This window comes from Nonomuraea rubra, assembly GCF_014207985.1.
Classification (GTDB): Bacteria; Actinomycetota; Actinomycetes; order Streptosporangiales; family Streptosporangiaceae; genus Nonomuraea; species Nonomuraea rubra.
Genome location: NZ_JACHMI010000001.1, coordinates 10,697,670 through 10,722,016 on the forward strand (window position 1 = coordinate 10,697,670; position 24,347 = coordinate 10,722,016).

Annotated in this window: 18 protein-coding genes; 10 read left to right on the forward strand and 8 right to left on the reverse strand. The window is 70.2% G+C overall.

Annotated features, from left to right (window positions below):
- Positions 1-74: 74 nt before the first annotated feature.
- Positions 75-3,629 carry a S8 family peptidase gene (locus HD593_RS48740; protein ID WP_185109676.1) on the reverse strand — a complete coding sequence of 1,185 codons (3,555 nt, stop codon included), beginning with the start codon at positions 3,627-3,629 and terminating at the stop codon, positions 75-77.
- Positions 3,630-3,717: 88 nt separating this feature from the next.
- On the reverse strand, positions 3,718-6,903 hold the full coding sequence (gene icmF / locus HD593_RS48745) for a fused isobutyryl-CoA mutase/GTPase IcmF (protein WP_185109677.1): 3,186 nt from the start codon (positions 6,901-6,903) through the stop codon (positions 3,718-3,720).
- 105 nt (positions 6,904-7,008) lie between these two features.
- Between icmF and HD593_RS48750 the strand changes: the two genes are divergently transcribed.
- Positions 7,009-8,061, forward strand: coding sequence for a glucose 1-dehydrogenase (locus HD593_RS48750; RefSeq protein ID WP_185109679.1), 1,053 nt, complete (start codon positions 7,009-7,011; stop codon positions 8,059-8,061).
- Positions 8,062-8,146: 85 nt separating this feature from the next.
- Here the strand turns inward: HD593_RS48750 and HD593_RS48755 are convergent, their stop codons facing one another.
- Both HD593_RS48755 and HD593_RS48760 read right to left on the reverse strand, forming a co-directional pair.
- Positions 8,147-8,947, reverse strand: a complete 801-nt coding sequence (locus tag HD593_RS48755) for a CHAP domain-containing protein (RefSeq protein WP_185109681.1) — start codon at positions 8,945-8,947, stop codon at positions 8,147-8,149.
- A 181-nt stretch (positions 8,948-9,128) separates the two neighbouring features.
- On the reverse strand, positions 9,129-9,899 hold the full coding sequence (locus HD593_RS48760) for a PP2C family protein-serine/threonine phosphatase (RefSeq protein WP_185109682.1): 771 nt from the start codon (positions 9,897-9,899) through the stop codon (positions 9,129-9,131).
- A 76-nt stretch (positions 9,900-9,975) separates the two neighbouring features.
- Here HD593_RS48760 and HD593_RS48765 point away from each other — a divergent pair, with 76 nt between their 5' ends.
- The 8 genes from HD593_RS48765 (at position 9,976) to HD593_RS48800 (ending at position 19,895) form a co-directional block, all read left to right on the forward strand.
- A complete protein-coding gene (locus tag HD593_RS48765; RefSeq protein WP_185109684.1) occupies positions 9,976-11,808 on the forward strand; it encodes an N-6 DNA methylase in 1,833 nt (610 codons plus the stop codon).
- A 40-nt stretch (positions 11,809-11,848) separates the two neighbouring features.
- Positions 11,849-12,739, forward strand: coding sequence for a serine/threonine-protein kinase (locus HD593_RS48770; RefSeq protein WP_185109685.1), 891 nt, complete (start codon positions 11,849-11,851; stop codon positions 12,737-12,739).
- A gap of 383 nt (positions 12,740-13,122) precedes the next feature.
- A complete protein-coding gene (locus HD593_RS48775; protein ID WP_185109687.1) occupies positions 13,123-14,424 on the forward strand; it encodes an ABC transporter substrate-binding protein in 1,302 nt (433 codons plus the stop codon).
- Positions 14,421-15,383, forward strand: a complete 963-nt coding sequence (locus HD593_RS48780; RefSeq protein ID WP_185109689.1) for a carbohydrate ABC transporter permease — start codon at positions 14,421-14,423, stop codon at positions 15,381-15,383. Before HD593_RS48775 ends, HD593_RS48780 begins: the two co-directional genes overlap by 4 nt.
- Positions 15,380-16,183, forward strand: coding sequence for a carbohydrate ABC transporter permease (locus HD593_RS48785; protein ID WP_185109690.1), 804 nt, complete (start codon positions 15,380-15,382; stop codon positions 16,181-16,183). Before HD593_RS48780 ends, HD593_RS48785 begins: the two co-directional genes overlap by 4 nt.
- Positions 16,180-17,550: a GH1 family beta-glucosidase gene (locus HD593_RS48790; protein WP_185109692.1), complete on the forward strand. Its 1,371-nt coding sequence runs from the start codon at positions 16,180-16,182 to the stop codon at positions 17,548-17,550. Before HD593_RS48785 ends, HD593_RS48790 begins: the two co-directional genes overlap by 4 nt.
- Before the next feature lie 33 nt (positions 17,551-17,583).
- Positions 17,584-18,579: a LacI family DNA-binding transcriptional regulator gene (locus HD593_RS48795; RefSeq protein ID WP_185109694.1), complete on the forward strand. Its 996-nt coding sequence runs from the start codon at positions 17,584-17,586 to the stop codon at positions 18,577-18,579.
- Positions 18,580-18,650: 71 nt separating this feature from the next.
- Positions 18,651-19,895: a phospholipase D-like domain-containing protein gene (locus HD593_RS48800; RefSeq protein WP_185109695.1), complete on the forward strand. Its 1,245-nt coding sequence runs from the start codon at positions 18,651-18,653 to the stop codon at positions 19,893-19,895.
- A gap of 4 nt (positions 19,896-19,899) precedes the next feature.
- Here HD593_RS48800 and HD593_RS48805 read toward each other — a convergent pair whose 3' ends face one another.
- The gene (locus tag HD593_RS48805; RefSeq protein WP_185109697.1) at positions 19,900-20,427 is read right to left on the reverse strand and encodes a carboxymuconolactone decarboxylase family protein; all 528 of its coding nucleotides are present in this window, start codon (positions 20,425-20,427) and stop codon (positions 19,900-19,902) included.
- Positions 20,428-20,492: 65 nt separating this feature from the next.
- Between HD593_RS48805 and HD593_RS48810 the strand changes: the two genes are divergently transcribed.
- Positions 20,493-20,966: a GNAT family N-acetyltransferase gene (locus HD593_RS48810; RefSeq protein ID WP_185109698.1), complete on the forward strand. Its 474-nt coding sequence runs from the start codon at positions 20,493-20,495 to the stop codon at positions 20,964-20,966.
- Between the two features lie 60 nt (positions 20,967-21,026).
- On the opposite strand, the gene HD593_RS48815 is transcribed toward HD593_RS48810, so the two are convergent.
- From HD593_RS48815 to HD593_RS48825, 3 genes are read right to left on the reverse strand one after another with little or no spacing between them, the layout of a single operon-like run.
- Positions 21,027-22,544 carry a glycoside hydrolase family 13 protein gene (locus HD593_RS48815; protein WP_185109700.1) on the reverse strand — a complete coding sequence of 506 codons (1,518 nt, stop codon included), beginning with the start codon at positions 22,542-22,544 and terminating at the stop codon, positions 21,027-21,029.
- A gap of 4 nt (positions 22,545-22,548) precedes the next feature.
- The gene (locus HD593_RS64855; protein ID WP_312904294.1) at positions 22,549-23,481 is read right to left on the reverse strand and encodes a carbohydrate ABC transporter permease; all 933 of its coding nucleotides are present in this window, start codon (positions 23,479-23,481) and stop codon (positions 22,549-22,551) included.
- Complete coding sequence (locus tag HD593_RS48825) at positions 23,478-24,344, reverse strand: carbohydrate ABC transporter permease (protein WP_185109702.1); 867 nt, start codon at positions 24,342-24,344, stop codon at positions 23,478-23,480. Before HD593_RS48825 ends, HD593_RS64855 begins: the two co-directional genes overlap by 4 nt.
- Between the last annotated feature and the right edge of the window lie 3 nt (positions 24,345-24,347).

Consider the following 24,347-nt stretch of genomic DNA (forward strand, 5'->3'; position numbering starts at 1 on the left):
ACCAGTATGGGAGAGAAAATGGGGCCAAAGGCGACAAAGTCGTCTTCGGCCCCGAATCGTGACTGCACGGTTATTCAGTTCACCAGAGCCCGGATGATCTCCTGGCTCACCGTGTTCCCCTTCGAGTCGGACGCGGTGGCCTTCAGCGACAGGGAGCCGGCGCGGACGGCGGTGGCCCACCTGCCCTTGCCGGTCGGCACGAGCACAGCGCGCTGCCACGTCCCGCCGTCGTCGTACGAGACCGACAGCGTCGCCCTGTTCGCCCTGCTCGGCGACTCCAGCCACTCCTGCGTCGTCGCCGACAGGCCGATCTTCACGACCGGGCCCACCACCTTGACGTCGTAGTCGAGCTGCATCATCGGGATGTCCACCTGGTACGGCCCCTCAGGATCGACCGGGGCCGAGGTGAAGCCCCACTCGGTGTGGGTCCGGGTGGAGGTGCGCCAGCGGCCGGCGTTCCTGTTCACGTCCAGCGTGAGCCGGTACGGCGCCGCCTCCTCGGGCAGGCCGTCCCAGACGGCCATGGCGCGGCCCGCGGACTTCCTGATCAGCTTCTCGCCCTGGAAGAGCGCGATCGACATGGTCGCGTACTCGTCGCCGCCGCCACCGGAGTGCCCCGGCGTGCCGTCGGCCAGCGGCGGGATGTTGAACTGCATGCCGTTGCCCTGATCGCGGAACGGCCCCCAGTACTCGGTGCTCAGCCTCGGCCGCACGACCGGCGCGAACCACTCGTGCGTGACCCGCTGCCCCGCCCGGTACGTCTTCGGCTGCTGCCGCATCTCCCAGTCGTCCTCGCCGCCGATGAAGTGGTTCTCGTACCAGCGGTAACCCGGGCCGGTCGTGACCCACTCGGTGCGCTCGGCGGGGAAGAACTCGCGCTCCTGGAACCCGATCGCGGGCCCCCAGCCGTCCACGAGGTTGTAGCGGAAGCCGCCGCCCTCCTGGCCGGTGGTGGCGCCCCGGTAGACGCCGCGGACCTCGGCCAGGTCGCGGGCCCGGTAGGTCAGGTCGCGGTCGGGCACGGCGCCCCGGTGCAGGTCCACCAGGTCGTACAGGTAGGAGGCGTACGTCCGCTGCTCGACCACGGCGAGCTTGCCCGCCAGGGCGGCGCCCTCGTCGCGGGTGACCAGCACGACCGGGATCGGCAGGCCCTCGCCGTAGCTCTCGTACAGGCGTCCTGGCTGGTCGTTGACGACCACCAGCAGCTTGGCGCCGGCCGCGACGGCCTGCCTGGCCCGCTCCTCGGCGGGGACCTCGGCGCTGCGGGTGACGATCACGGCCTTGCCCCTGGCGTCCACGCCCGCGTAGTCCTGCGCGGCGCCCTTGCCGGCGGCGACCGTGCGCAGCATGGAGCGGCCGTCCGCGAGCGGGCCGCCGCCCTGCACGGTGGTGATCAGCGGGGCGCGTCCCGGGACGTCGAGCGTGAGGTTCGGCTCGCCGAAGCGCCAGCGGGTCAGGTAGTCGAACGTGCCCTTGGTGACCTTCTCGGTGGGCGAGACGTACAGGCTGTCGTACCAGAGGGGCAGGACGTAGCCGAGCCTGATCGGGTCCTCCTGGCCAGGGACGGTCCTGGCGAAGTCGAGGTGCGCCTGCCGCCGCTCGGCGAGCCTGGGCGTGCTCGCGCTGACCGGCCTGGCCTCGCTCGCGTCGAGCACGACCTCCTCGTTCCCGTCGAGCACGGTCTCGGGGTCGACCAGCAGGGCCATGCCGCGCGCGTCGGCGCGCTCGCCGGCCACCTCCAGCAGCGAGTACGCCATGTACGTGTCCGGCGGCAGGCGCAGCACCCGCTCGCCGTCCACGTCGTACGGCACCATGTCGCCGCCGAACGAGGCCAGCACCACCCGGCCGGCGGCGGGCTTGCCGTCACGGTCGCGCAGCTTCAGCGTCAGGTCGTACAGCTCGCGCTCCTTGACCGCGCCGAACGCGGTACGCACGGACGTCTCCCCCGACGTGGCCGTGACCAGCCCGGACGCCTTGGTGCCCGGCTCCAGCCCGGCGGGGTCGATGCTCAGCGTGACCTCGGCGGTGCCGCGGGCGGGGACGGTGAGGCGCGGCGCGGACAGCGTGGCCGCCGAGGAGCCGCTGACCGCCAGGTCGAGCGTGACGTCGGCGTCGCCGTCGTTGCGGTAGGCGATCGTGCGATCGGTCCTGGGGTCGCCGGCGGCGTGCGGCCAGTCGTAGAACGCGGTGGGCACCGAGCCCGTCGCGGTCACCGTCGCCTGCACCGCCGCCGCCACGTCGAGCCGGCCCGCGCCCTGCTCGAACGGCGTGTAGGCGAGCTGCTTCGCCGAGCTCATCAGCGCGTCCTTGAGCCGCTGCCCGCTCCAGCCGGGGTGCCGCTGGAGCAGGATGGCCGCCGCGCCCGCGACGTGCGGGGTGGCCATGGAAGTGCCGTCCAGCTTCCAGTACGGCCCGTCCGCCTCGGTGTTGTACGACGAGTGCGCCGCCTCGATCCCGACCCCGGGCGCGGAGATGTCGGGCTTGAGGCCGTACGTCCGGTCGAGCGGCCCCATGCTGGAGAACTCCGCCCGCTCGTCCGCCTTGTCCACCGCCCCGACGGTCAGCGCCGAGGCCGCGGAGCCGGGCGCGCCGATCGTGCCCTCGCCGTAGCTGTTGCCCGCGGCGATCACGAACAGCGTCCCGTGCTGCGCCGACAGGGTGTCCACGGCCTGCGCCATGGGGTCGGTGCCGCCGTCGGGCACGTCGCTGCCCAGGCTCATGCTGACGACCCCGGCCCTGGCCGCCGCCCATTCCATGCCCGCGATGATCCACGAGTCCTGGCCGTAGCCGTTGTCGGCGAGCACCTTGCCGATCAGCAGCTCGGCACCGGGGGCGACGCCCCTGTTGGCGCCGCCGGACGCGGCGCCGGTGCCGGCGACCGTGGAGGCCACGTGGGTGCCGTGGCCGTTGACGTCCGTGACCTCCTCGCCCGGCACGAAGCTGGTGGACTCGGCGATGCGGTCCTTGAGGTCGGGGTGGGTGAGGTCCACGCCGGTGTCGAGCACGGCGACCTTGACGCCGGTGCCGTCGAGCCCGGCCGCCCACGCCCGCGGCGCGCCGACCTGCGGGACGCTCTCCTTCAGCGCCACCCTGGCCTTGCCGTCCAGCCACACCTTGGCCGGGCCCGACCTCGCCGTGCCGAGCGCCTTCCAGAAGGGGCGGGGGTCCGCGCCGAGCTGGAGCGCCGCGCCCTTGACGCTGGGCAGGGCCCGGACGACCTGGGCGCCGGTCATCGAGCGCGGCGCCGGGCCGTCGTAGGAGACGATCACCGGCGGGCTGCCGTGGTAGCCCATCCCGGCCAGCGCGGTGACGTTGAACAGCCGCCGGTCCAGCCGGTCGGCCGCGATCAGCGGCACGGCCTCGTCGGGCACCACGTACAGGTCGCCGCCTGCCTGCTGGACCTGGACGCCGCCCTGGGCGTCCGCGGGGCGGTCCACCGTGACGGTGTCCTGGTCGCCGGGACCGTCCACGTAGTGGACCCGGTGGCCGGTGATGAGGGTGATCTCGGCCTCTGGGGCGTTCCGGGCCGGTTTCCGGGTGTCCGCGTGCGCCGCTAAGGGCGCGGACAGGCCGGTCGCCGCCAGCGCCGCCGCCAGGACGCCGGTCAGGCTTCTGGAAGTGAGGGGCATGAACCGGATTCCACCGGTTCGGATGATCGGCGGGGAAGGTCATCGGGCTGGCGAAAACCCGCCGTGACACAACCCCGCCATCATCTGCTCACACGTTCCGCCGGTACTGGCCTCCTGCCTCGAAGAGGGCGTCGGTGATCTGGCCCAGGGAGCAGTGGCGGGCCGCCTCCATCAGCACCGCGAACGCGTTGCCGTCGGACATGGCCGCCTCGCGCAGGCGGGCGAGCTGGGCGGGCGCCTCGGAGCGGTTGCGCTCGTGGAAGTCGCGCAGCCGCCGTAGCTGCGACTGCTTCTCCTCCTCGGTGCCCCTGGCCAGCTCCAGCTTGTGCGGCTGCGGCTCGTCGTCGTCCTTGGTGAACGTGTTCACGCCGACGATCGGCAGCGAGCCGTCGTGCTTGCGCATCTCGTACAGCATGGACTCGTCCTGGATCTTGCCGCGCTGGTAGCCGGTCTCCATGGCGCCGAGCACGCCGCCGCGGTCCGACAGCCGTTCGAACTCGCTCAGCACCGCCTCCTCCACCAGGTCCGTGAGCTGCTCGACGATGAACGCGCCCTGCAGCGGGTTCTCGTTCCTGGCCAGGCCCCACTCGCGGTTGATGATGAGCTGGATGGCCATGGCGCGGCGCACCGAGTCGGCCGAGGGTGTGGTCACGGCCTCGTCGAAGGCGTTGGTGTGCAGGCTGTTGCAGTTGTCGTAGACGGCGATCAGGGCCTGGAGGGTGGTGCGGATGTCGTTGAAGTTCATCTCCTGGGCGTGCAGGGAGCGGCCCGAGGTCTGGATGTGGTACTTCAGCTTCTGCGAGCGCTCGCCGGCGCCGTAGCGCTCGCGCATGGCCACCGCCCAGATGCGGCGGGCCACCCGGCCGAGCACGCTGTACTCGGGGTCCATGCCGTTGGAGAAGAAGAACGACAGGTTCGGCGCGAAGTCGTCGATCTTCATGCCCCTGGCCAGGTACGCCTCCACGTACGTGAAGCCGTTGGCCAGCGTGAACGCGAGCTGGCTGATCGGGTTCGCGCCCGCCTCGGCGATGTGGTACCCGCTGATCGAGACCGAGTAGAAGTTCCTGACGCTGTTCTGGATGAACCACTCCTGGATGTCGGCCATCATCCGCAGGGAGAACTCGGTGGAGAAGATGCAGGTGTTCTGCCCCTGGTCCTCCTTGAGGATGTCGGCCTGGACCGTGCCCCTGACGGTGGCGAGGGTGCGGGCGCGCAGGTCGCGGTCCTCGGCCTCACCGGGGTCGCGGCCGTGCTCGGCGCGGAAGCGGTCTCTGGCCTGGTCGATGGCGGCGTTGAGGTAGAAGGCCAGGATGGTCGGGGCCGGGCCGTTGATCGTCATCGACACGGACGTGTTGGGCGCCGCCAGGTCGAACCCGTCGTAGAGCACCTTCATGTCGTCGAGGGTCGCGATCGACACCCCCGAAGTGCCGACTTTTCCGTAAATATCGGGCCGTACGTCGGGGTCGTGGCCGTACAGCGTCACCGAGTCGAACGCCGTGGACAGCCGGGTCGCGGGCTGCCCCTCCGACAGCAGCTTGAACCGCCTGTTCGTGCGGAACGGGTCGCCCTCCCCGGCGAACATCCGGGTCGGGTCCTCGTCGTCGCGCTTGAACGGGAACACCCCGGCGGTGAACGGGAACATACCGGGCAGGTTCTCGCTCCTGAGGAAGCGCAGCAGGTCGCCGTGGTCGTGGTAGCGGGGCAGCGCCACCCGGGGGATGCGGTTGCCGGAGAGCGTCTCGCGCCAGAGCGGCGTGTGGATCTCGCGGTCGCGTACCTTCACGACCAGCTCGTCGGCGGAGTACCGCTCCCTGACCGCGGGCCAGCCGTCGAGCAGCGCGCGGCTCTCCTCCGACAGCTCCCCCTCCACCCGCTCGGCCTCCCGCGCGCCGTCCTCGCTCAGCAGGTCGCGGACGGCGGCGAGCTGCTGGCGCCGGCGCGCCACCTCGGCCTGGGCGAGCGTCTCCGCGTGGTACGCGCGCACGGTCTCGGCGATGTCGGCCAGGTAGCGCGACCTGGAGGGCGGGACGATCGCGGCCGACGCCTGGGACGTGCGGCCCTCGACGGGGGCGAGCAGCCCGGGGCCGCCGTCACCGGTCGGGAGCAGCGGCTTGAGGTGGTGGTAGAGGGCGGTGACGCCGGCGTCGTTGTAGCGGGCGGCGATGGTGCCGAAGACCGGCATGTCGTCGGGTGACACGCCGAACGCCTCGCGGTTGCGTACGAGCTGGCGGCGCACGTCTCGCAGGGCGTCCTCGGCGCCGCGCCGCTCGTACTTGTTGATCGCCACGGCCTCGGCGAAGTCCAGCATGTCGATCTTCTCGAGCTGCGAGGCCGCGCCGAACTCCGGCGTCATCACGTAGATCGGCACGTCCACGTGCGGCACGATGCCCGCGTCGCCCTGGCCGATGCCGGGCGTCTCCACGATCACCAGGTCGTAGCCGGCGGCCCGGCAGGCGGCGATCACGTCGTCGAGGCAGGCGGGCACCTCGTTGGCCGCGCCCCTGGTGGCCAGGGAGCGGAAGTAGGTCTGGGGGCTCAGGCTGTTCATCCTGATGCGGTCGCCGAGCAGCGCGCCGCCGCCCCGCCTGCGGGTGGGGTCGATGGCGATGATCGCGATGCGCAGCTTGTCGTCGTTGTCGACGCGGAACCTGCGGACCAGCTCGTCGGTGAGCGAGGACTTGCCGGAGCCGCCCGTACCGGTGATGCCGAGCACGGGGGCCTGCCTCCCCGCCGCGCGCAGGCCCTCGACCAGGCCCTCGGGGGCCCGTCCCGACTCGATGAGGGTGATCGCGCGGGCCAGCGCCGCCTGGTCGCCCGAGACCACGGCCTCCACCGGCGGCGGGTCGCCCAGCTCGACGTCGCAGTCCTCGATCAGCTTGTTGATCATGCCGGGCAGGCCGTAGCGCTGGCCGTCCTCGGGCGAGAAGATGCGGGTGACGCCCCGCGAGTGCAGCAGCTCGATCTCCTCGGGGACGATCACTCCTCCGCCGCCGCCGTACACCTTGACGTGGCCGGCGCCGCGCTCGCGCAGCAGCTCCACCAGGTAGGAGAAGAACTCCACGTGGCCGCCCTGGTAGGAGCTGATCGCCACACCCTGGACGTCCTCCTGGATGGCCGCGGTGACGATCTCGTCCACCGAACGGTTGTGCCCGAGGTGGATGACCTCGGCCCCCTGGGACTGGAGGATGCGCCGCATGATGTTGATCGCCGCGTCGTGCCCGTCGAACAGGGCTGCTGCGGTCACGAAGCGTACTGGGTGGGCCGGGACGTGCACGCCTGATCACTCCTTCGTGGAGGCCTCTCCTTCCGAAGATACTAGGACGTCCTACTATTTCCCAAGGGCGTCCGGGGTAGAGGGCCTTGCGAGGGGGTGACGCCGATGCGCGCGCTGACGTTCGTGCCAGGTCAGAAAGGCACGCTCGACGTGGAGGAGGTGCCCGACCCGAAGCCGGGACGGGGCGAGCTGCTCGTCCAGGGCCTGTCCCTGGGCATCTGCGGGACGGACAGAGAGCTCGACCAGGCCGAGTACGGCTGGCCGCCGCCGGGCAGGGAACGCATGGTCATCGGGCACGAATCGCTCGGCCGCGTCCTGGAGTCGCCGGACGGCTCCGCGTTCTCGCCGGGGGACCTGGTGGTGGGCGTCGTCCGCCGGCCCGACCCGGAGCCGTGCGGGGCGTGCGCGCACGGCGAGTTCGACATGTGCCGCAACGGCCGCTACACCGAGCGCGGCATCAAGGAGATCGACGGGTACGGCAGCGAGAAGTGGGCCGTCGAGGCCGCCTACGCGGTGCGGCTGGACCCGTCGCTGGCGGACGTCGGCGTGCTGGTCGAGCCCGCGTCGGTGGTGGCCAAGGCGTGGGAGCAGATCGAGCGGATCGGCTCACGCACCTGGTTCGAGCCGCACACCCTGCTCGTCACGGGCGCCGGCCCCATCGGGCTGCTGGCGGCCCTGCTCGGGCGGCAGCGGGGGATGGAGGTGCACGTGCTGGACCGGGCGCCGCGCGGGCTCAAGTCGGACCTGGTGGAGGCGCTCGGCGGGACGTACCACTCGGCGTCGTCCCTGGAGTCGTTCTCGCGGGCCAAGCCGGACCTGATCATCGAGTGCACGGGGGTGGGGCAGCTCGTCATCGACTCCATGACCACCACTACCGCCACGGGGATCGTGTGCCTGACCGGGCTCGCTCCCGGTGGGCGTACGCACCGGGTGGACGCCGGGGTGATCAACCGGGACGTCGTCCTGGAGAACGATGTGATCTTCGGCACCGTCAACGCCAACCTCCGCCACTACCGGGACGCGGCCAAGGCGCTGGTGCAGGCCGAACGGGCGTGGCTGGAGCGGTTGATCACGCGGCGGATCCCGCTGTCGCGTGCCCTGGAGGCGTTCCAGCCCGCCGAGAACGACGTCAAGGCCGTCATCGACCTCACGACCTAGCGACTTGCGCCGGGCCCCGCCGCACACCGACCCGCCGACGCGGCGCCAGAAGGTGCACGGTCACGGCGTGGCGGAGGCGTGGGGTTCAGCTTGGGTCGTAGGGTCTGCGGCGCTTCGGGGTGGTCTGGGGTTTGGGGGTGGAGCTGCCCGCCCCCGCCAGGGCCTTCTCATCGCCGGCCCCGCGCTCCCCCGCGAACGGGTTCCTCGGCGACGGGACCCTCGGCCCCGCGGGAGGACCGGCCGGGTCGCCACGCCAGGGCAGCCAGGGCAGGCGGCGGTGGGTGCCACGGCGGCGGCCCGTGACGCGTAAGGAGAGCACGATCGTCATGAGGACCATCGCGGCCAGCAACGCGGGCGGCGTGCCCAGCACGTCCAGCGGCGACCCGTGCCCGGTCTCCGACCGGGGCGGCGCCACGAAGGGCCGCTCGGTGGACCGGATCTCGTCCAGCCGCTCCACGTTGGACTTGACCATGCGCGGGATGCCGTACCCGACGACCTTGTCCGTCTCCCTGGTCTTGCGCTTGAGCCAGACCCGGTCCACGTTCGCCTCGATCGTGTGGATCTTCTTGCCCTCGACCCGCTCGACGACCCCGACGTGATCGATGCCCTTGTAGCTCTTGCCGCCGCGCCAGTCGAAGAAGACCAGCGCTCCGGGCTCGGGCTGACGGCTCCAGGCGTTCTGCTGGATGAACCAGGCCGCGTGGGAGGGCGTCCAGGCGAATTCGCCAACGTAGTCGGAAAGACCGGACTTGTTCGCGGCCCAGGCGAGGAACATGTCGCACCATGGCGCGTCGCGGTACTGGGTGTCTTGGACGCGATCCGCGTACCACTGGCCGAACTTGGTGAACTGGCCGCTCTTCTCCTTGTAACCGAGTTCCTGCCGCACCGTTTTCAGCAGCTCATCCGCGATCGGGTCCAGGGTGACTCCTCCCAGAAAACCGACAAATCACGATGGACTGTAGTAGCGCCATCGCGGAATTGCGCGTATCACCCGGAAAGTGTCTGGTTGTGAGGAGAAATTGTGGCCATGGGGCTCCTGTGACCGAGGGGACCGGCTACTACTCTTGTTAGGCGCCGGCGCCCACCCGGTAGACACCCTCGTCACCCATGCCGGGTGCGACCACGTCGGCCACGATCACGGTCACGTTGTCCGGCGAACCTCCCTCGTTCGCCAGATCGATGAGCCGCTGGACGCACGCCGCCGGGTCTGTCACCGTGGTCAGCACTTCGTGCAGCATCTCGGGCCCGAGCACGGTCGTGAGCCCGTCGGAGCAGAGGAGGTAGCGGTCATCAGGCTCGGCTTCGCGCAGCGCCATGTCAGGCTCGGCCCTGCCCTCGCTGCCCAGCACCCGCAGCACCATCGAACGGCGGGGGTGCACCGCGGCTTGATCCTCCGTTATCCGGCCTTCGTCCACCATCGACTGCACAAGTGTGTGATCCTTGGTCATCTGGTAGAGCGCACCATCGCGAAGCAAGTATCCGCGGGAGTCACCGAGATGAGCCAGGGCGAAGTGGTAGCCATCCCACAGCATGGCGGTCACCGTGGTCCCCATGCCCCTGCGTGCGGGGTCGATATCGGCCAGCTCGACCAGCCTGCGGGCCGCCTCGTGCACGGCGCCCTCCAGGGCGGCCTCCAGGTCCGAGCCCGTCTCGGGAAGCGTGGCATCCAGCTCGCGCATGACGGCGATCGCCGCCGAGCTCGCCAGCTCGCCGGCCGCGTGTCCACCCATCCCATCAGCCACCACGAGCAACCGGCCGCTCGCGTAGCCAGAATCCTCGTTCTGCTCCCTGCGACGGCCCACGTCTGATCCGGCGGCATAGCGGATGTTGTGCTTCATACCCTGCAGTAAATCATTGGTTGAAAGACTTCACAAGCAGATGCGCTGAAGACTCTTGTGAACTACTGTGGGCTCCATGAGCCACGACCCGACCGTGAACGCCGGGGACATCGCCCGGCTCGCGGGTGTCGGGCGTGCCGCGGTGAGCAACTGGCGACGTCGCCACGACGACTTCCCCCAGCCCATCGGCGGCACCGCCAACCAGCCGCTGTTCTCGCTGCGGCAGGTCGAGTCATGGCTGCGGCGCTATGGGAAGTCCTACCAGGTATCGCTGGGAGATCGGGTCTGGCAACGCCTGAAAGCCGCGGGCGATTTGCGGCTGGGCGAGCTGGTGGCCCAGGCCGGAGCTCTGCTGACCGGGGCGGGCCGGGATCCGGCAGGAACGGGCCAGGAGGAGAGCGAGGGCGGCGGGCTCGATCCCGAGCTGGCCGGGCTCGTCCGCGAGCTGGGCGAGCAGCACGGCGCGGCGGCCGCGTACGAGTTCCTGTGCGAGCGCTACCTCGAAGCCCACTCCCGCCAGCTCTCGGTCACCAGGGACGACGTCGCCGCGCTGATGGTGCGGCTGGTGAGCACCGGCGGCACGACGGTGCTCGACCCGGCCTGCGGCGTCGGCACCCTGCTGCTCGCCCCCGCCGGCTCCGCGGCGCGGTCGCCGGGCGAGGAGCCCGGCATCGCCCCGGCCCGGGTGCTCGGGCAGGAGCTCAGCGAGACCTCGACCGCCATCACCGCCGCCAGGCTGCTGCTGCGCGGCGTCGAGGCCAGGATCGTGGCGGGCGACTCCATGCGGCACGACGGGTTCGCGGGCGAGCGGGCCGACGCCGTCGTGTGCGACCCGCCGTTCAACGAGCGGGCCTGGGGTTACGAGGAGCTGACCGGCGACCCCCGCTGGGAGTACGGGCTGCCGCCGCGCGGCGAGCCCGAGCTGGCCTGGGTGCAGCACTGCCTCACCCACGTCAAGCCGCGCGGCCTGGTCGCCATCCTCATGCCGCCGGCCGCCGCCAGCCGCAAGGCGGGCCGCCGCATCCGCGCCAACCTGCTGCGCGCGGGCGCGCTGCGGGCGGTCGTCGCGCTGCCCGGCTCCGACCTGTGGCTGCTGCGCCGCCCTGCGGCCGGTGAGCGGCCGCCGTCCGAGGTGCTCATCCTGGACGCCACGGCCGACCTGTCGATGGTCGAGCCGGCCTGGCAGGCGTATCTGGAGGACCGTTCCGACCAGACCGTACGCATCATCGACCTGCTGGCCGACGAGGTCGACATGACCCCGGCCCGGCACCAGCGGCACGACGACGTGGGCCGGGCCTTCGCCGAGGCCCGCGACCGCTTCCTCGCGGCGGCGGCCGTGCCGCCGGACCTGAAGGTGCTGGAGCAGCCGCTCGACCAGCCCGCGACCACGCTGGGCGACCTGATCAAGGAGGGGCTGGTGACCACGTCGCAGGCCCCGCCCAAGCTGTCCGCCGACGGCGGCGACGTGCCGGTCCTGACCTCCGACGACGTGCTCACCGGCGGCGCCCCGTCGGGCCTGACCACCATGCAGCAGGGGCTCGTGCCGGTGCAGCCCGGCGACGTGGTGGCCTCCTACTCGGCCGTGCGGGTCGTGGAGGACGGCGGCGGCGCCGTGCTGGGGCCGCACCTGACGCTGTACCGGGTGGACTCGCGCAGGCTCGACCCCGACTTCCTGGCCGGCTTCCTGCGGGCCGCCGGCGGGCGGGTGACGACCGGCTCCAGCAGGTTCGACGTGCGCCGCACCCGCCTGCCGCGGCTGTCGCTGAAGGAGCAGAAGGCGTACGGCGAGGCGTTCAGGCAACTCGCCGTGCTGGAGGACGCCATCCGTGAGACCTCGACGCTGGGGCAGACGCTGATCCGGCTGGGCCTCGACGGCCTCGCGGACGGCCACCTGCACCCGCAGTCCTGACGGTGTAGTTTTTCCCCGAAAGGCTGCGGGAGGGGCGTTGATGGTCATCGGTGACCGCTATGAGCTCGACGACCTCCCTCTTGGGCAAGGCGGCATGGGCGCCGTCTACGCGGGCCACGACCGCCACCTGGACCGGCGGGTCGCGGTGAAGCTGCTGCGGCTGCCCAGCGGGCCCGATCACGAGCTGGAGCGCAGGTTCATCCGCGAGGCGCGCATCCTGGCCAGGCTGGAGCATCCGGGGGCTCCCGTCCTGTACGACTTCGGCACCCACGAGCAGCGGCTCTACCAGGTGATGCAGTTCATCGAGGGTGTCACGGTGGCCGACGTGGTGCACGAGCACGGGCCGCTGCCGGTGCCGTGGGCGGCGGCGATCGCGGCGCAGGCGTGCGCGGTGCTGTCGGCGGCGCACGCCCTGGCGATCTGCCATCGCGACCTCAAGCCGACGAACCTCATGCTCTGCCCCGACGGCAGCGTGAAGGTGCTCGACTTCGGGCTGGCCATGTTGCGGGAGTCGGACGTCACGACGTTCACCAGGATCGGGCAGATCCTCGGCACTCCGGCGTACATGGCTCCCGAGCAGATCCAGCACGGCGTCGCCGAGCCGCGCAGCGACCTGTACTCACTGGGCTGCGTGCTGCACGAGATGCTGACCGGGCGCCAGCTCTTCACCGGGCCGACCGACTACGTGGTCTTCGAGAAGCAGGTCAAGGAGCGGCCGCCGCGGATCCCCGGCCTGCCGGAGCCGCTGAGCGCGTTGCTGGCGCAGCTGCTGGAGAAACAGCCGGACGACCGGCCCGCCGACGCCGACGAGCTGTACGGGCGGCTCGACCCGTTCGCCGTGAACCTGCCGATGCTGCCCGGTTTCCTGTCCGAGACGCCGAGCCCGGGCCGCATGTACGCGCGGATGGCCGGACGTGTCCTGACCACCTGATCCTCCCCGTACCGACCACCGCTCCGGACGGCGGCGAGACGGCCGCCATCATCCACGACCTCCGCCTGCCGCGCACGCTGCTCGGCCTCTGCGTCGGCCTGGCGCTGGTGCTCGGGCGCGGGCTGAACGTGATCGCGCTGGGCGAGCAGACCGGGCAGGCTGCACCGTACGGGTAGTGAGGTGTACCTAAGTTCAATTAGGCCAGCCTAACCCTAACCGTTCGGCGAGCTTTCCGAGGAGTGCGCCAAGCGGAGTGAACGCGCTCTCTTAGGTAACGCGGATCGTTATTTAACCTCCGTTGACAGCAGGAGGTGAGCACCGGGACTCTCTTGAGAGAGCGCTCTCTCACCATCCCCCTAAGTCAGCACCCAGGAGGGTTTCCCATGGCCCCTGGCATCCGGCGGCTCGGCCTGCCGTTGCTCACCGCGTCCGTCCTCGCCCTGGCGACGGCGTGCGGCGGTGGAGGAGGCGGCGGCAACACCGCCACCGAGTCGAGCGCCAAGCCCGGAGAGAAGATCAAGCTGACGGTCGACCTGTTCGGCGACTTCGGCTTCAAGCCGCTCTACGAGGAGTACAAGAAGACCCACCCGAACATCGAGATCGTCGAGAACGTCACCCAGTTCAACGACCACCACAGCAACCTGGTCAAGCGGCTGGCCACGAACGCCGGCGCGGGGGACGTCGCGGCGGTCGAGGTGGGCTACATCAGCACGTTCACCGCACAGCCGGGGAAGTTCGTCGACCTCAAGCAGTACGGGCTCGACAAGCGCCAGGCCGACTACCTCGACTGGAAGTGGCAGCAGGGCCTGAGCAAGGCCGGCGGCCAGGTGCTCGGCCTCGGCACCGACGTCGGCGGGCTGGCCATGTGCTATCGCAAGGACCTGTTCAAGAAGGCCGGGCTGCCCGAGGACCGCGAGCAGGTGTCGGCGCTCTGGCCGACCTGGGAGCAGTACATCGAGACGGGCAAGAAGTTCGCGGCGGCCGGCGTGGCCGGCGCCAAGTTCGTGGACTCCCCCGGCGAGATCTTCCGCGCCATGGTCAACCAGGCGCCCGTCGGCCTGTACGACGCCCAGGACAACATCATCGTCGAGTCCAACCCCGACGTGAAGAAGGCCTGGGACCTGTCGAACCAGCTCACCGCCGAGGGCCTGACCGCCAAGCTGGCCGCCTTCTCGCCGCCGTGGAACACCGGCTTCGCCAAGGGCTCGTTCGCCACGATCATCTGCCCGGCCTGGATGACCGGCTTCATCCAGGAGCAGGCCAAGGACTCGGCCGGCAAGTGGGACATCGCCTCGGTGCCCGGCGGCTCCGGCAACAGCGGCGGCTCGCACCTGATGGTGCCCAAGCAGAGCAAGCACCCCAAGGAGGCGGCCGAGCTGATCGACTTCCTCACCTCCAAGGACAACCAGGCCAAGGTCTTCAAGGAGGAGGGCACGTTCCCGTCCATCCCGGCCCTGTACGACGACCCGTCGATCCAGAACTTCACCAAGCCGTTCTTCGGTGACGCCCCCATCGGCAAGATCTACTCCGACGCCGCCAAGGCGCTCAAGCCGCAGCACCTCGGCCCGAAGGAGGCCGACGTGCGCACCGCCATCGGCAACGGCCTCGGCCGCGTCGAGCAGGGCAAGCAGACGCCGGACGAGGCGTGGGCACAGGTGCTCGAGGACGTCAAGAAGATCAAATGAGCACCCTTCCCCTCGCGGTCACGCGACGGCGTAGGCGCAGCGTGCGGCACACCCTCGACGTGAGGGTGTCGCCGTACGCCTACGTGGCCCCGTTCTTCCTGCTGTTCTGCGCCTTCGGCCTGTTCCCGCTGGTCTACACGGCCTGGGTGAGCCTGCACGAGTGGACGCTCCTGTCGGAGACGCAGGAGTTCATCGGCGTGGACAACTACGCCACGCTGCTCACCGACGGGTACTTCTGGAACGCCACCTTCAACACGCTGTCCATCGGCGTGCTGTCGACCGTGCCGCAGCTCGCGCTGGCCATCTGGCTGGCGCACCTGCTCAACCGGCAGCTGCGGTTCCAGACGCTGTTCAGGATCTCCCTGCTGCTGCCGAACGTCACCAGCGTGGTCGCGGTCGTGGTGATCTTCAGCCAGCTCTTCGGCCGGGACTTCGGGCTGATCAACTGGATGCTGTCCTGGTTCGGGGTCGGCCACATCGACTGGGCGGCGGGCACGGCCACCTCGCACATCGCGCTGTCCGTGATGATCATGTGGCGCTGGACCGGCTACAACGCGCTGATCTTCCTGGCGGCCATGCAGGCCGTGCCGCGCGAGCTGTACGAGGCCGCGACCCTGGACGGCGCGAGCAACTTCACCCAGCTGCGCCGGATCACGATCCCGATGATCCGCCCGACGATCATCTTCGTGGTCATCGTCTCCACGATCGGCGCCATGCAGATCATCGCCGAGCCCATGCTCTTCGGGCAGAGCAGCGGCGGCGGTGGCGGCATCGCGACAGGCGGCCCGGACCGCCAGTTCCAGACGCTTGCGCTGTTCGTCTACGAGCAGGGCTTCGCGAACTCGACGTTCGACTTCGGCTACGCCTCGGCGGCGTCGTGGCTGATGTTCGTGGCCGTGGTGGTCGTCGCCGGGATCAACTTCCTGATCACCCGCAAGGTGAAGGGAGGTCTGGTGTGAGACTGCGTTACCTCACCCTGACCGCGGTGGCGTTCTTCTCCGCGTTCCCGCTGTACTACAGCGTCGTGGTGGCCTCCAGGCACAACTCCGCGCTGGCCGAGGTGCCGCCGCCGCTGATCCCCGGCGGGAACTTCTTCGCCAACGTCTCCCGGGTCTTCGACACCGTGCCCTTCGGCCTGGCGCTGGCCAACTCGGTCATCGTGGCGGGGTCGATCTCGATCGCGGTGATGTTCTTCTCGACGCTGGCCGGGTTCGCCTTCGCCAAGCTGAAGTTCAGGGGCAGGAACATCATGCTGGTGATCACGGTCGCGACCATGATGGTCCCGGCGCAGCTCGGCATCATCCCGCTCTACATGCTCATGGTGAAGCTGGAGTGGACCGGCACCAACTACGCGCTGATCGTGCCGGCGCTGGTCAACGCGTTCGGCGTGTTCTTCATGACGCAGTACCTCTCGCGCGCCCTGCCCACCGAGCTGCTGGAGGCCGGGCGGGTGGACGGCTGCTCGACGTGGGGGCTGTTCTGGCACGTCGTGCTGCCGGCCGCGCGGCCGGCGGCGGCGGTGCTGGGCATGCTGACGTTCATGTCGGCCTGGAACGACTACTTCTGGCCGCTGGTCGTCCTCAGCCCGGACAACCCGACCGTCCAGGTGGCGCTGTCGACCCTGGCCAGCGGGTACGTCAACGACTACGTGCTCGGCCTGGCGGGCACCGCGATCGGGACCCTGCCGCTCGTGGCCGTCTTCGCCCTGTTCGGCAAGCAAATCATCGGTGGAATCATGCAAGGAGCTGTTAAGGGATGATCTTTCCCGAGGACTTCGTCTGGGGTGCCGCCACGGCCTCCTACCAGATCGAGGGGGCGGTCAAGGAGGACGGGCGGGGCCAGTCGATCTGGGACACCTTCTCCCACACCCCCGGGAACGTGGCCGACGGCGACACCGGCGACGTGGCCTGCGATCACTATCACCGCTTCCGTGACGACATCGGGCTGATGCGCGAGCTGCGGCTGGCGGCCTACCGGTTCTCGGTGGCCTGGCCGCGCATCCAGCCGGACGGCGAGGGCTCGGTCAACCCCCGCGGCCTGGCGTTCTACGACAAGCTCGTAGATGAACTACTAGCCGCCGAAATTTCGCCTTATGTCACGCTTTATCACTGGGATCTTCCCCAAGCCCTCGAAGACCGCGGCGGCTGGACGAACCGGGACACCGCCTACCGCTTCGCCGACTACGCAGCGGCCGTCCACGACAAGCTCGGCGACCGCGTCACCGACTGGGCCACGCTGAACGAGCCCTGGGTGGCCGCCTTCCTCGGCTACGGCAACGGCGTGCACGCGCCGGGCCGCCGCAACCCGGCCGACGCCATGCGCTCGGCCCACCACCTGCTGCTCGGCCACGGGCTGGCGGCCAGGCGGCTGCGCGAGGCCGGCGCGCGCAGCATCATGCTGGTCGTCAACTCCTCGCCCGTGCTCACCCCCGCCCAGGTCAACGACCCGTCGGCGGTGCCGAGCGAGGCGGACGCGGCCGCGGTGCACCGCATCCACACGCTGCTGACCAGGCAGTTCCTCGACCCGGCCATGTACGGGACGTACCCGGAGGAGGTGCTGGAGGCGGCGGCCCGCAACGGCGGGACGGCGCACATCCAGGACGGCGACCTGGAGCTGATCAACGCCCCGATCGACCTGATCGGCGTCAACTACTACAACCCGTGCGTGGTCGAGTCGGGCCCGGGGCTGCCGGCCGACGCGGCCTGGCCGGGCTCGGAGGACGTCAAGTTCGCCACGGCCGACGCGCCGACGACCGCGATGGGCTGGCCGATCGTGCCGGACGGGCTGTCGAGGCTGCTCGTGCGGCTCTCGCAGGACTACCCGCAGGTCGGCCTCATGGTCACCGAGAACGGCGCGGCCTTCGACGACGTCGTCCAGGACGGCCGGGTGCACGACGACGACCGGGTGGCGTACCTGGACGGGCATCTGCGGGAGGTGCACCGGGCCATCGAGGCGGGCGCGGACCTGCGGGGTTACCTGGTGTGGTCGCTGCTGGACAACTTCGAGTGGGCGGAGGGTTACCGGCGGCGCTTCGGCATCGTGCACGTGGACTACTCCACGCAGGAGCGGGTGCCCAAGGACAGCGCGCTGTGGTACCGGGACGTGATCGGCAGGAACGGCCTGTAGATTCTTTGACGTGCTCTCCCTCCTGGTGCTGACATGAGACGCCCGACCCTTGAGGCGGTCGCCGCCCGCGCGGGCGTGTCGCGCGCCACCGCGTCCCGGGTGGTCAACGGGCAGACGACGGTGGCGCCGCACATCCGCGACGCCGTGCTGCGCGCGATCGACGAGCTGGGGTACGTGCCCAACTCCGCCGCGCGCAGCCTGGTCACCCAGCGCACCGACTCGGTGGCCCTGGTCGTCAGCGAGCCGGGGACCCGGGTCTTCTCGGAGGACCCGCTGTTCTCCACGGCGATCAGGTCCGCCTCGGTGGAGCTGGAGGCGATCAACAAGCAGGTCGTGCTGATGCTGGCGTCCTCGCCCAAGAGTCACGCCAGGGTGGAGCGTTACATCTCCGGCGGCCACGTCGACGGGGTGATGCTGCTGTCCATGCACGGCGCCGACCCGCTGCCCTCCGCGCTGTCGCGGCTGCGGGTGCCGGTCGTCTCGTACGGGCGGCCCGCCGTGCCGGTGGACATCCCGTTCGTCGACAACGACAACGTCGGCGGGGCGGAGGCCGGGGTGCGGCGCCTGGTGGAGACGGGGCGGCGCAGGATCGCCACGATCGCCGGGCCGCAGGACATGATCGCCGGCCAGGACCGGCTGGCCGGCTACCGCAACGTGCTGCGCGACTCCGACCGCCGCTCGATCGTCGCGGTGGGCGACTTCACCCGCGAGTCGGGCGCGGTCGCGATGCGCCAGCTCCTCGGCGACGATCCGGCGCTGGACGCCGTCTTCGTGGCCAACGACCTGATGGCGGTGGGCGCGTTGCAGTCGCTGCGGCAGGCCGGGCGGCGGGTGCCCGACGACGTGGCGGTGGTGGGCTTCGACGACATCGAGGCGGCGAAGTACACCGAGCCGCCGCTGACGACGCTCAGGCACCCGGTGGCCGAGCAGGCGGCGGCCATGGTCAGGCTGCTGCTCAACCTGTTCGAGGGCGGGCCGACCGATCCGATCATCCTGCCGACGGAGCTGGTGATCAGGGAGTCGGCCTAGCTCCGTTGACAAATAATCATATTTAAGTAGAAAGTCGCATGTGCTGCCCCTCCCATCGAAGGGAACCGCACATGAGGCGAGTCCTCCTCGCGTTATGCGTCGTCACCGGCCTGCTCACCATCGCGACCCCCGCCCGGGCGGACGTCACCGGGCCGCCCGTGCTGAACGCGCCGGTGTTCAACGACCCCACCGCCGACTCCGGCGTGGCCGGCACCCCCAGCGCCGCGCAGTCGGCCGTCATGGACCAGCTCATCCGGCTGATCAACGCCACGCCGCAGGGCGCGGAGATCCGGTTCGTCAACCACCAGTTCTCGCCCGGCCAGCGGTCGAGCGAGGTCGCCGACCGGCTTATCGCCGCACACCAGCGCGGCGTGCGGGTGAAGGTCATCCTCGACAGCATGGAGAACGGCGCCAACGACGCCGTCACCGCCACCCTCGCCGCGGCGCTCGGCACCTCCGAGTCGGCCGGCTCCTGGGTGGTCCGCTGCGAGTATCCCGACGAGTCGACGGTCGATCGCGGCTGCATCGGCCGCAACTACCTGCACAGCAAGTTCGCCCTGTTCTCCAGCGTGGTGGTCGGCGGCGTCACCCACGCCGACGTGGTGTTCCAGACCTCGTCGAACCTGTCCGACTGGTACCTGTACAACTCCTACAACGACGCGTACACCTTCACCGACACCACCGTCTACAACGCCTACCGCACCTACTTCGCCGACCTCCAGGCCGGGCGGCGCAAGGCGGTCGACCCCGGCTACTACTGGACCTCGCCGACCGGCAGCACCCACCGCGCCACCTTCTTCCCCCGCCTGGTCACCGACCCCGACCCCATCGTGTCCATCCTCAGGCTCGTCGAGTGCAGCTACCGGGACGAGGCGGGGGTGACGCGGCAGACCGACATCCGCATGGCGCTGACCGCGTTCAACAAGAACCGGCTGGCCATCGCGAACGAGCTGGTCCGGCTGCGCGGCGAGAACTGCTGGGTGGACATCGTGTACTACGAGAACGCCGCCGGCGCGGCCACGAAGAACGTGGACGACACGATCCGGCAGGCGCTGGCCAGGACCGTGAACGGGCGGGCCATCCAGGTCACGCCCTGCCGGTTCAGGGTGGGCACGCGGGACGTGGTCACGCACAACAAGCTCATGATGATCGACGGGTTCTACGACGACGACATCACGCCGCGGGTCTACACGGGCAGCGCGAACTTCACGTACATGGAGAACGCGGACGACGCGTTCGTCCGCATCTCCGGCCGGGCCATCCACGACCGGTACCTGTCCTGGTTCTACGGGCTGCGCAGCGCCTGCAGGCAGTAGGGGTTCACACGCGGAAGACGCGGAGCTGGAGTGCGAGCGTGGAGTAGTAGCCGACCAGCGTGGTCAGCTCGAACAGCTCCCGCTCCCCCAGCACCGCGTACTCCCCCTCGTCCAGGTCCCCCTTCGCCACCAGGGCCCGCGCCACGCGCAGCACCGCCGACTCGGCCGGGTCGTCGAGCGCCAGGGGCGAGCCGTCGCGCAACGCCTGGAGCTGCTCCTCGGTGAAGCCCAGCTCGCGGGCGATCGGTTCGTGGGCGGCCCGCTCGAACGCGCTGTCCTGGTGCCCGGCCACGACCAGGATCGCCAGCTCCCGCGCCCGGCCGGTGAGCGTGGAGCGGTAGCGGATGGCGGCCCCGAGCTCCTGGAGCGGGTCGCCGACGGGCGGGCTGAGCAGCATCGCGTTGAACGGTCCGGTGAGCCCGCCCTCCGGGCCGGCCATGAACCGGCCGCGCGGCCCTGAGGTGATCTTGTCGTAGAGCGCCCGGGCCTCCGGGTCCAGCTCGTCCGGGGGCGTCCTGCGCAGGCGTGCCATCCCGTGATCGTAACCGGCCCCTTCTCCGCGCCCCCGTCAGGGTGTTCTGTGGAGGCATGACGGCGATGTCCACGAAACGGCTGGAGCTGCGTCCCGCCGGGCTGCGCGATCTCGGCGCGCTCGTGCGGCACTGGAACGACCCGCAGGTCAGGCGCTACCTCTTCGACGACAGGGAGGTCGATCCCCGGCTGGCCGAGTCGCTGCTGCGCGACAGCGAGGCCGACTTCGCGCGGCGCGGGTACGGGCTGTGGCAGGTCTTCCTGGAGGACGTGCTCATCGGGGTGTGCGGGCTGCGGCGGCGCGGCGAGGAGCGGGTGGAGATCCTCTACAGCCTGGATCCCGGGTACCGGGGCGCCGGGCTGGCGGCCGAGGCGGCCCAGGCGGTGCTCGCGGCGGGAAGGCGGGCCCGGCTGAAGGAGATCCTCATCGAGACCGACGACGGGAACGTGAGCTCCCAGCGGCTGGCGGAGCGGCTCGGAGCGGTGTTCGAGAGCGCGGAGGGAGGGCTGCGGCGCTACGTGGTGACGCTGGCGCCGTGAACGGCGCCGCCCTCCCCCACGCCGGAGTGCCCGGCGCGGGGGTGGTCGGGGTGCCGGATATCAGCTCTCCGGGGAGAGCCAGGCCGTGGTGTCGGACGGCAGGAGCCCGTCCACGACCGGGCCGCTGGCCAGCAGGACCCTGCCTGCCGGCAGCGGCACCGGGTCGGCGCCCAGGTTCGTGACGCAGGTCAGGCCCGAGTCCCGGGTGAAGGCCAGCACCCGCTCGCCCAGCGGCAGCCAGGTCAGCGTGCCGTCCCCGAGCAGCTCGCGGCGCAGGCGCAGGGCCGTACGGTAGAGGTTCAGCATCGACCCCAGGTCCGTACGCTGCGCCTCGGCCGTCAGCTTGCGCCAGCCCTCCGGCTGCGGCAGCCACGGCGTGCCCGTGCCGAAGCCGAACGGCGGCTCCTCGCCCGACCACGGCAGCGGGATGCGGCAGCCGTCGCGGCCCGGGTTCGTGCCGCCGGAGCGGGCGTACATCGGGTCCTGGCGCACCTCGTCCGGCAGGTCCTCCACCTCCGGCAGGCCCAGCTCCTCACCCTGGTAGACGTAGACGGAGCCGGGCAGCGCCATGGCCAGCAGCGCCGCGGCCCTGGCCCGGCGGTAGCCCAGCTCCAGGTCCGTCGGGGTGCCGTGCAGGGCGCCGCCGTGGGCGAAGGAGGTGTCGGCTCGGCCGTACCGGGTGACGGGCCTGGTCACGTCGTGGTTGGCCAGCACCCACGTCGGCGGGGCGCCGATGGGGGTGTGCGTGGCCAGCGTCAGCTCGATGGACCTGCGCAGGTCGGCCGGGTCCCAGGCGCAGGCCAGGAAGTCGAAGTTGAAGGCCGTGTGCAGCTCGTCGGGACGCAGGTAGCGGGCGAAACGCTCCTGGTCGGGGAGCCAGACCTCCCCGATCAGGATGCGCTCGTCATACTCGTCGGCCACCTCGCGCCACCGGCGGTAGACGTCGTGGACCTCGTCGAGGTCTTCGTGGGCGGTCTCGGACTTGATCAGCAGTGCGGCGGAGTCGATGCGCACGCCGTCCACGCCCCGGTCGAACCAGAAGCGCAGCACGTCCTCGAACTCCTGGTGGACCTCCGGGTTGTTCCAGTTGAAGTCGGGCTGCTCCGGGGCGAACAGGTGCAGGTACCACTGCCCGTCGGGCACCTGCGTCCAGGCCGAGCCGCCGAAGATGGACTGCCAGTCGTTCAGCGGCTCGTCGGCGAACCAGAACCGGTCGCGGGCCGCCGGGTTCGCCAGCGCCTCCTTGAACCAGGCGCTCTCGGTGGAGCTGTGGTTCGGCACGACGTCGATGATGACCCTGATGTCGAGCTCGTGCGCCTCCTCGATGAAGCGCTCGGCCTCCTCCAGCGTCCCGAAGACCGGCTCGATGTCGCGGTAGTCGGCCACGTCGTAGCCGCCGTCGGCCATCGGCGACGGGTACCACGGGTTGAGCCAGATGGCGTCGATCCCCAGGTCCTTCAGATACGGCAGGCGGGAGCGCAGCCCGGCCAGATCGCCGGCGCCGTCGCCGTTGCCGTCGGCGAAACTACGCAGGTAGACCTGGTAGATCGCGGCCCCCCGCCACCACGTTTGCGACATGCGCTTATCCCTTGATGCTTCCGGCGGTGAGTCCCGCCATGATGTGCCGTTGGAAGATGAAGAAAACGATGATCATGGGGATGCTGGTGATCAGCAGCCCGCCCATGACCTGGTTCTGGGTGACGGCCCCGGCCGTCTGCGACAGGCCCACGCTGATCGTCATCTTGTCGCTGTCGGTCATGACGAGCAGCGGCCAGACGAAGTCCTTGAACGAGGTGACGATCGTGAAGATCGACACCACGCCCAGGATGGGCCGGGAGACGGGCAGGACCACCGAACGCAGGATCCGCACCGGGCCCGCCCCGTCGATCTGCGCGGCCTCGATCAGTTCACGGGGAATCGAGTCGAAGAAGCGCTTGAGCAGGAAGATGTTGAAGCCGTTGGCCGCCGCGGGCAGCCACAGCGCCCACGGGTTGTTGAGCAGGCCCAGGTCCACGACCGTCACGTACAGCGGGATGAGCACGACCATCGCCGGGATCATCAGGGTGGCCAGCATCATGCCGAGGATGACGTTGCCGAACGCCGGCCGCAGCTTCGACAGCGCGTACGCCGCCGACACGTCCACGGCCATGCACACGATCCAGCCGCCCAGCGAGTAGTAACCGGTGTTCAGCAGCAGCGTGCCGATGTCGAACAGGTCCCACGCCTCGAAGAAGGCGTCCGGCGTCGGATCGGCGGGGAAGAACGTGGGCGGCATCTGCGCCAGCTCCTCCGGCGCCTTCAGCGCGCCGGTGACCATCCAGTACAGCGGGAAGACGAACGCCGTCGTGAACAGCACGAGCACCGCGGTCAGCACGATCCAGTAGATGCGCCGGCCCCACCTGCTGTTGAGCTGGTGCGGCGAGACGATCGTACGGAACTGCACCTCGATCGGCCTCGGCGACCGCTTCCTGCCCCGCTTGCCCCGGGTCGCCGCCCGGGCTCCGACGGAGATCACGCCTTGTCCTCCCTCGTCAGGCGGAGCTGGAAGGCGGCGAACACGAGCAGCACGATCATCAGCATCATGCCGAGCGCGCCCGCGGAGCCGTAATCCTGCAGGGTGAACGCGTTCTGGAACATCAGGTACGCGACCGTGACCGTGGCGTTCTCCGGGCCGCCGCCGGTCAGCATGTACGGCTCGATGAACACCTGCATGGTGGCCACGATCTGCAACATCAGCATGAGCAGCAGGATCAGCCGCGTCTGCGGGATCGTGACGTGCCTGATGCGCTTCCAGATGCCGGCCCCGTCCAGCTCCGCGGCCTCGTACAGCTCCGGCGGGATGTTCTGCAGCGCGGCCAGGTAGATCAGCGTCGCGCTGCCCATGTTCATCCAGGTCGAGACGATGACCAGCGAGATCAGCGCGGTGGACGAGCTGTCCAGCCAGGCCAGCGGCGGCAGGCCGAACGCGTCCAGCACCTGGTTGAACAGCCCGGGCCCCGGATCGTAGAACCACCTGAACAGCAGCACCGCCACGATCGGCGGCAGCATGACCGGCAGGTAGACCACGAACCGCAGGTAGGCCCGGGCGTGGCGCAGCTCGTTCAGCACGAGCGCGACGACGAACGGTACGGCATAGCCGCACACCAGTGCGAGGAACGTGAACTCCAGCGTGTTCAGCCACGCCTCACCGAAAGCCGGGTCCTGGAAGGCCGTCACGAAGTTGTCCAGGCCCACCCAGATCGGCTCGTTGATCAGGTCGGTCTTCTGGAAGCTCAGAATGAACTCCCTGACCATCGGATACCAGGCGAACACCGTGAAACACGCCAGCGCCGCGCACAAGAACCCGTAGGCCGTCAGATTGCGCCTCAAGATCTGCATAGG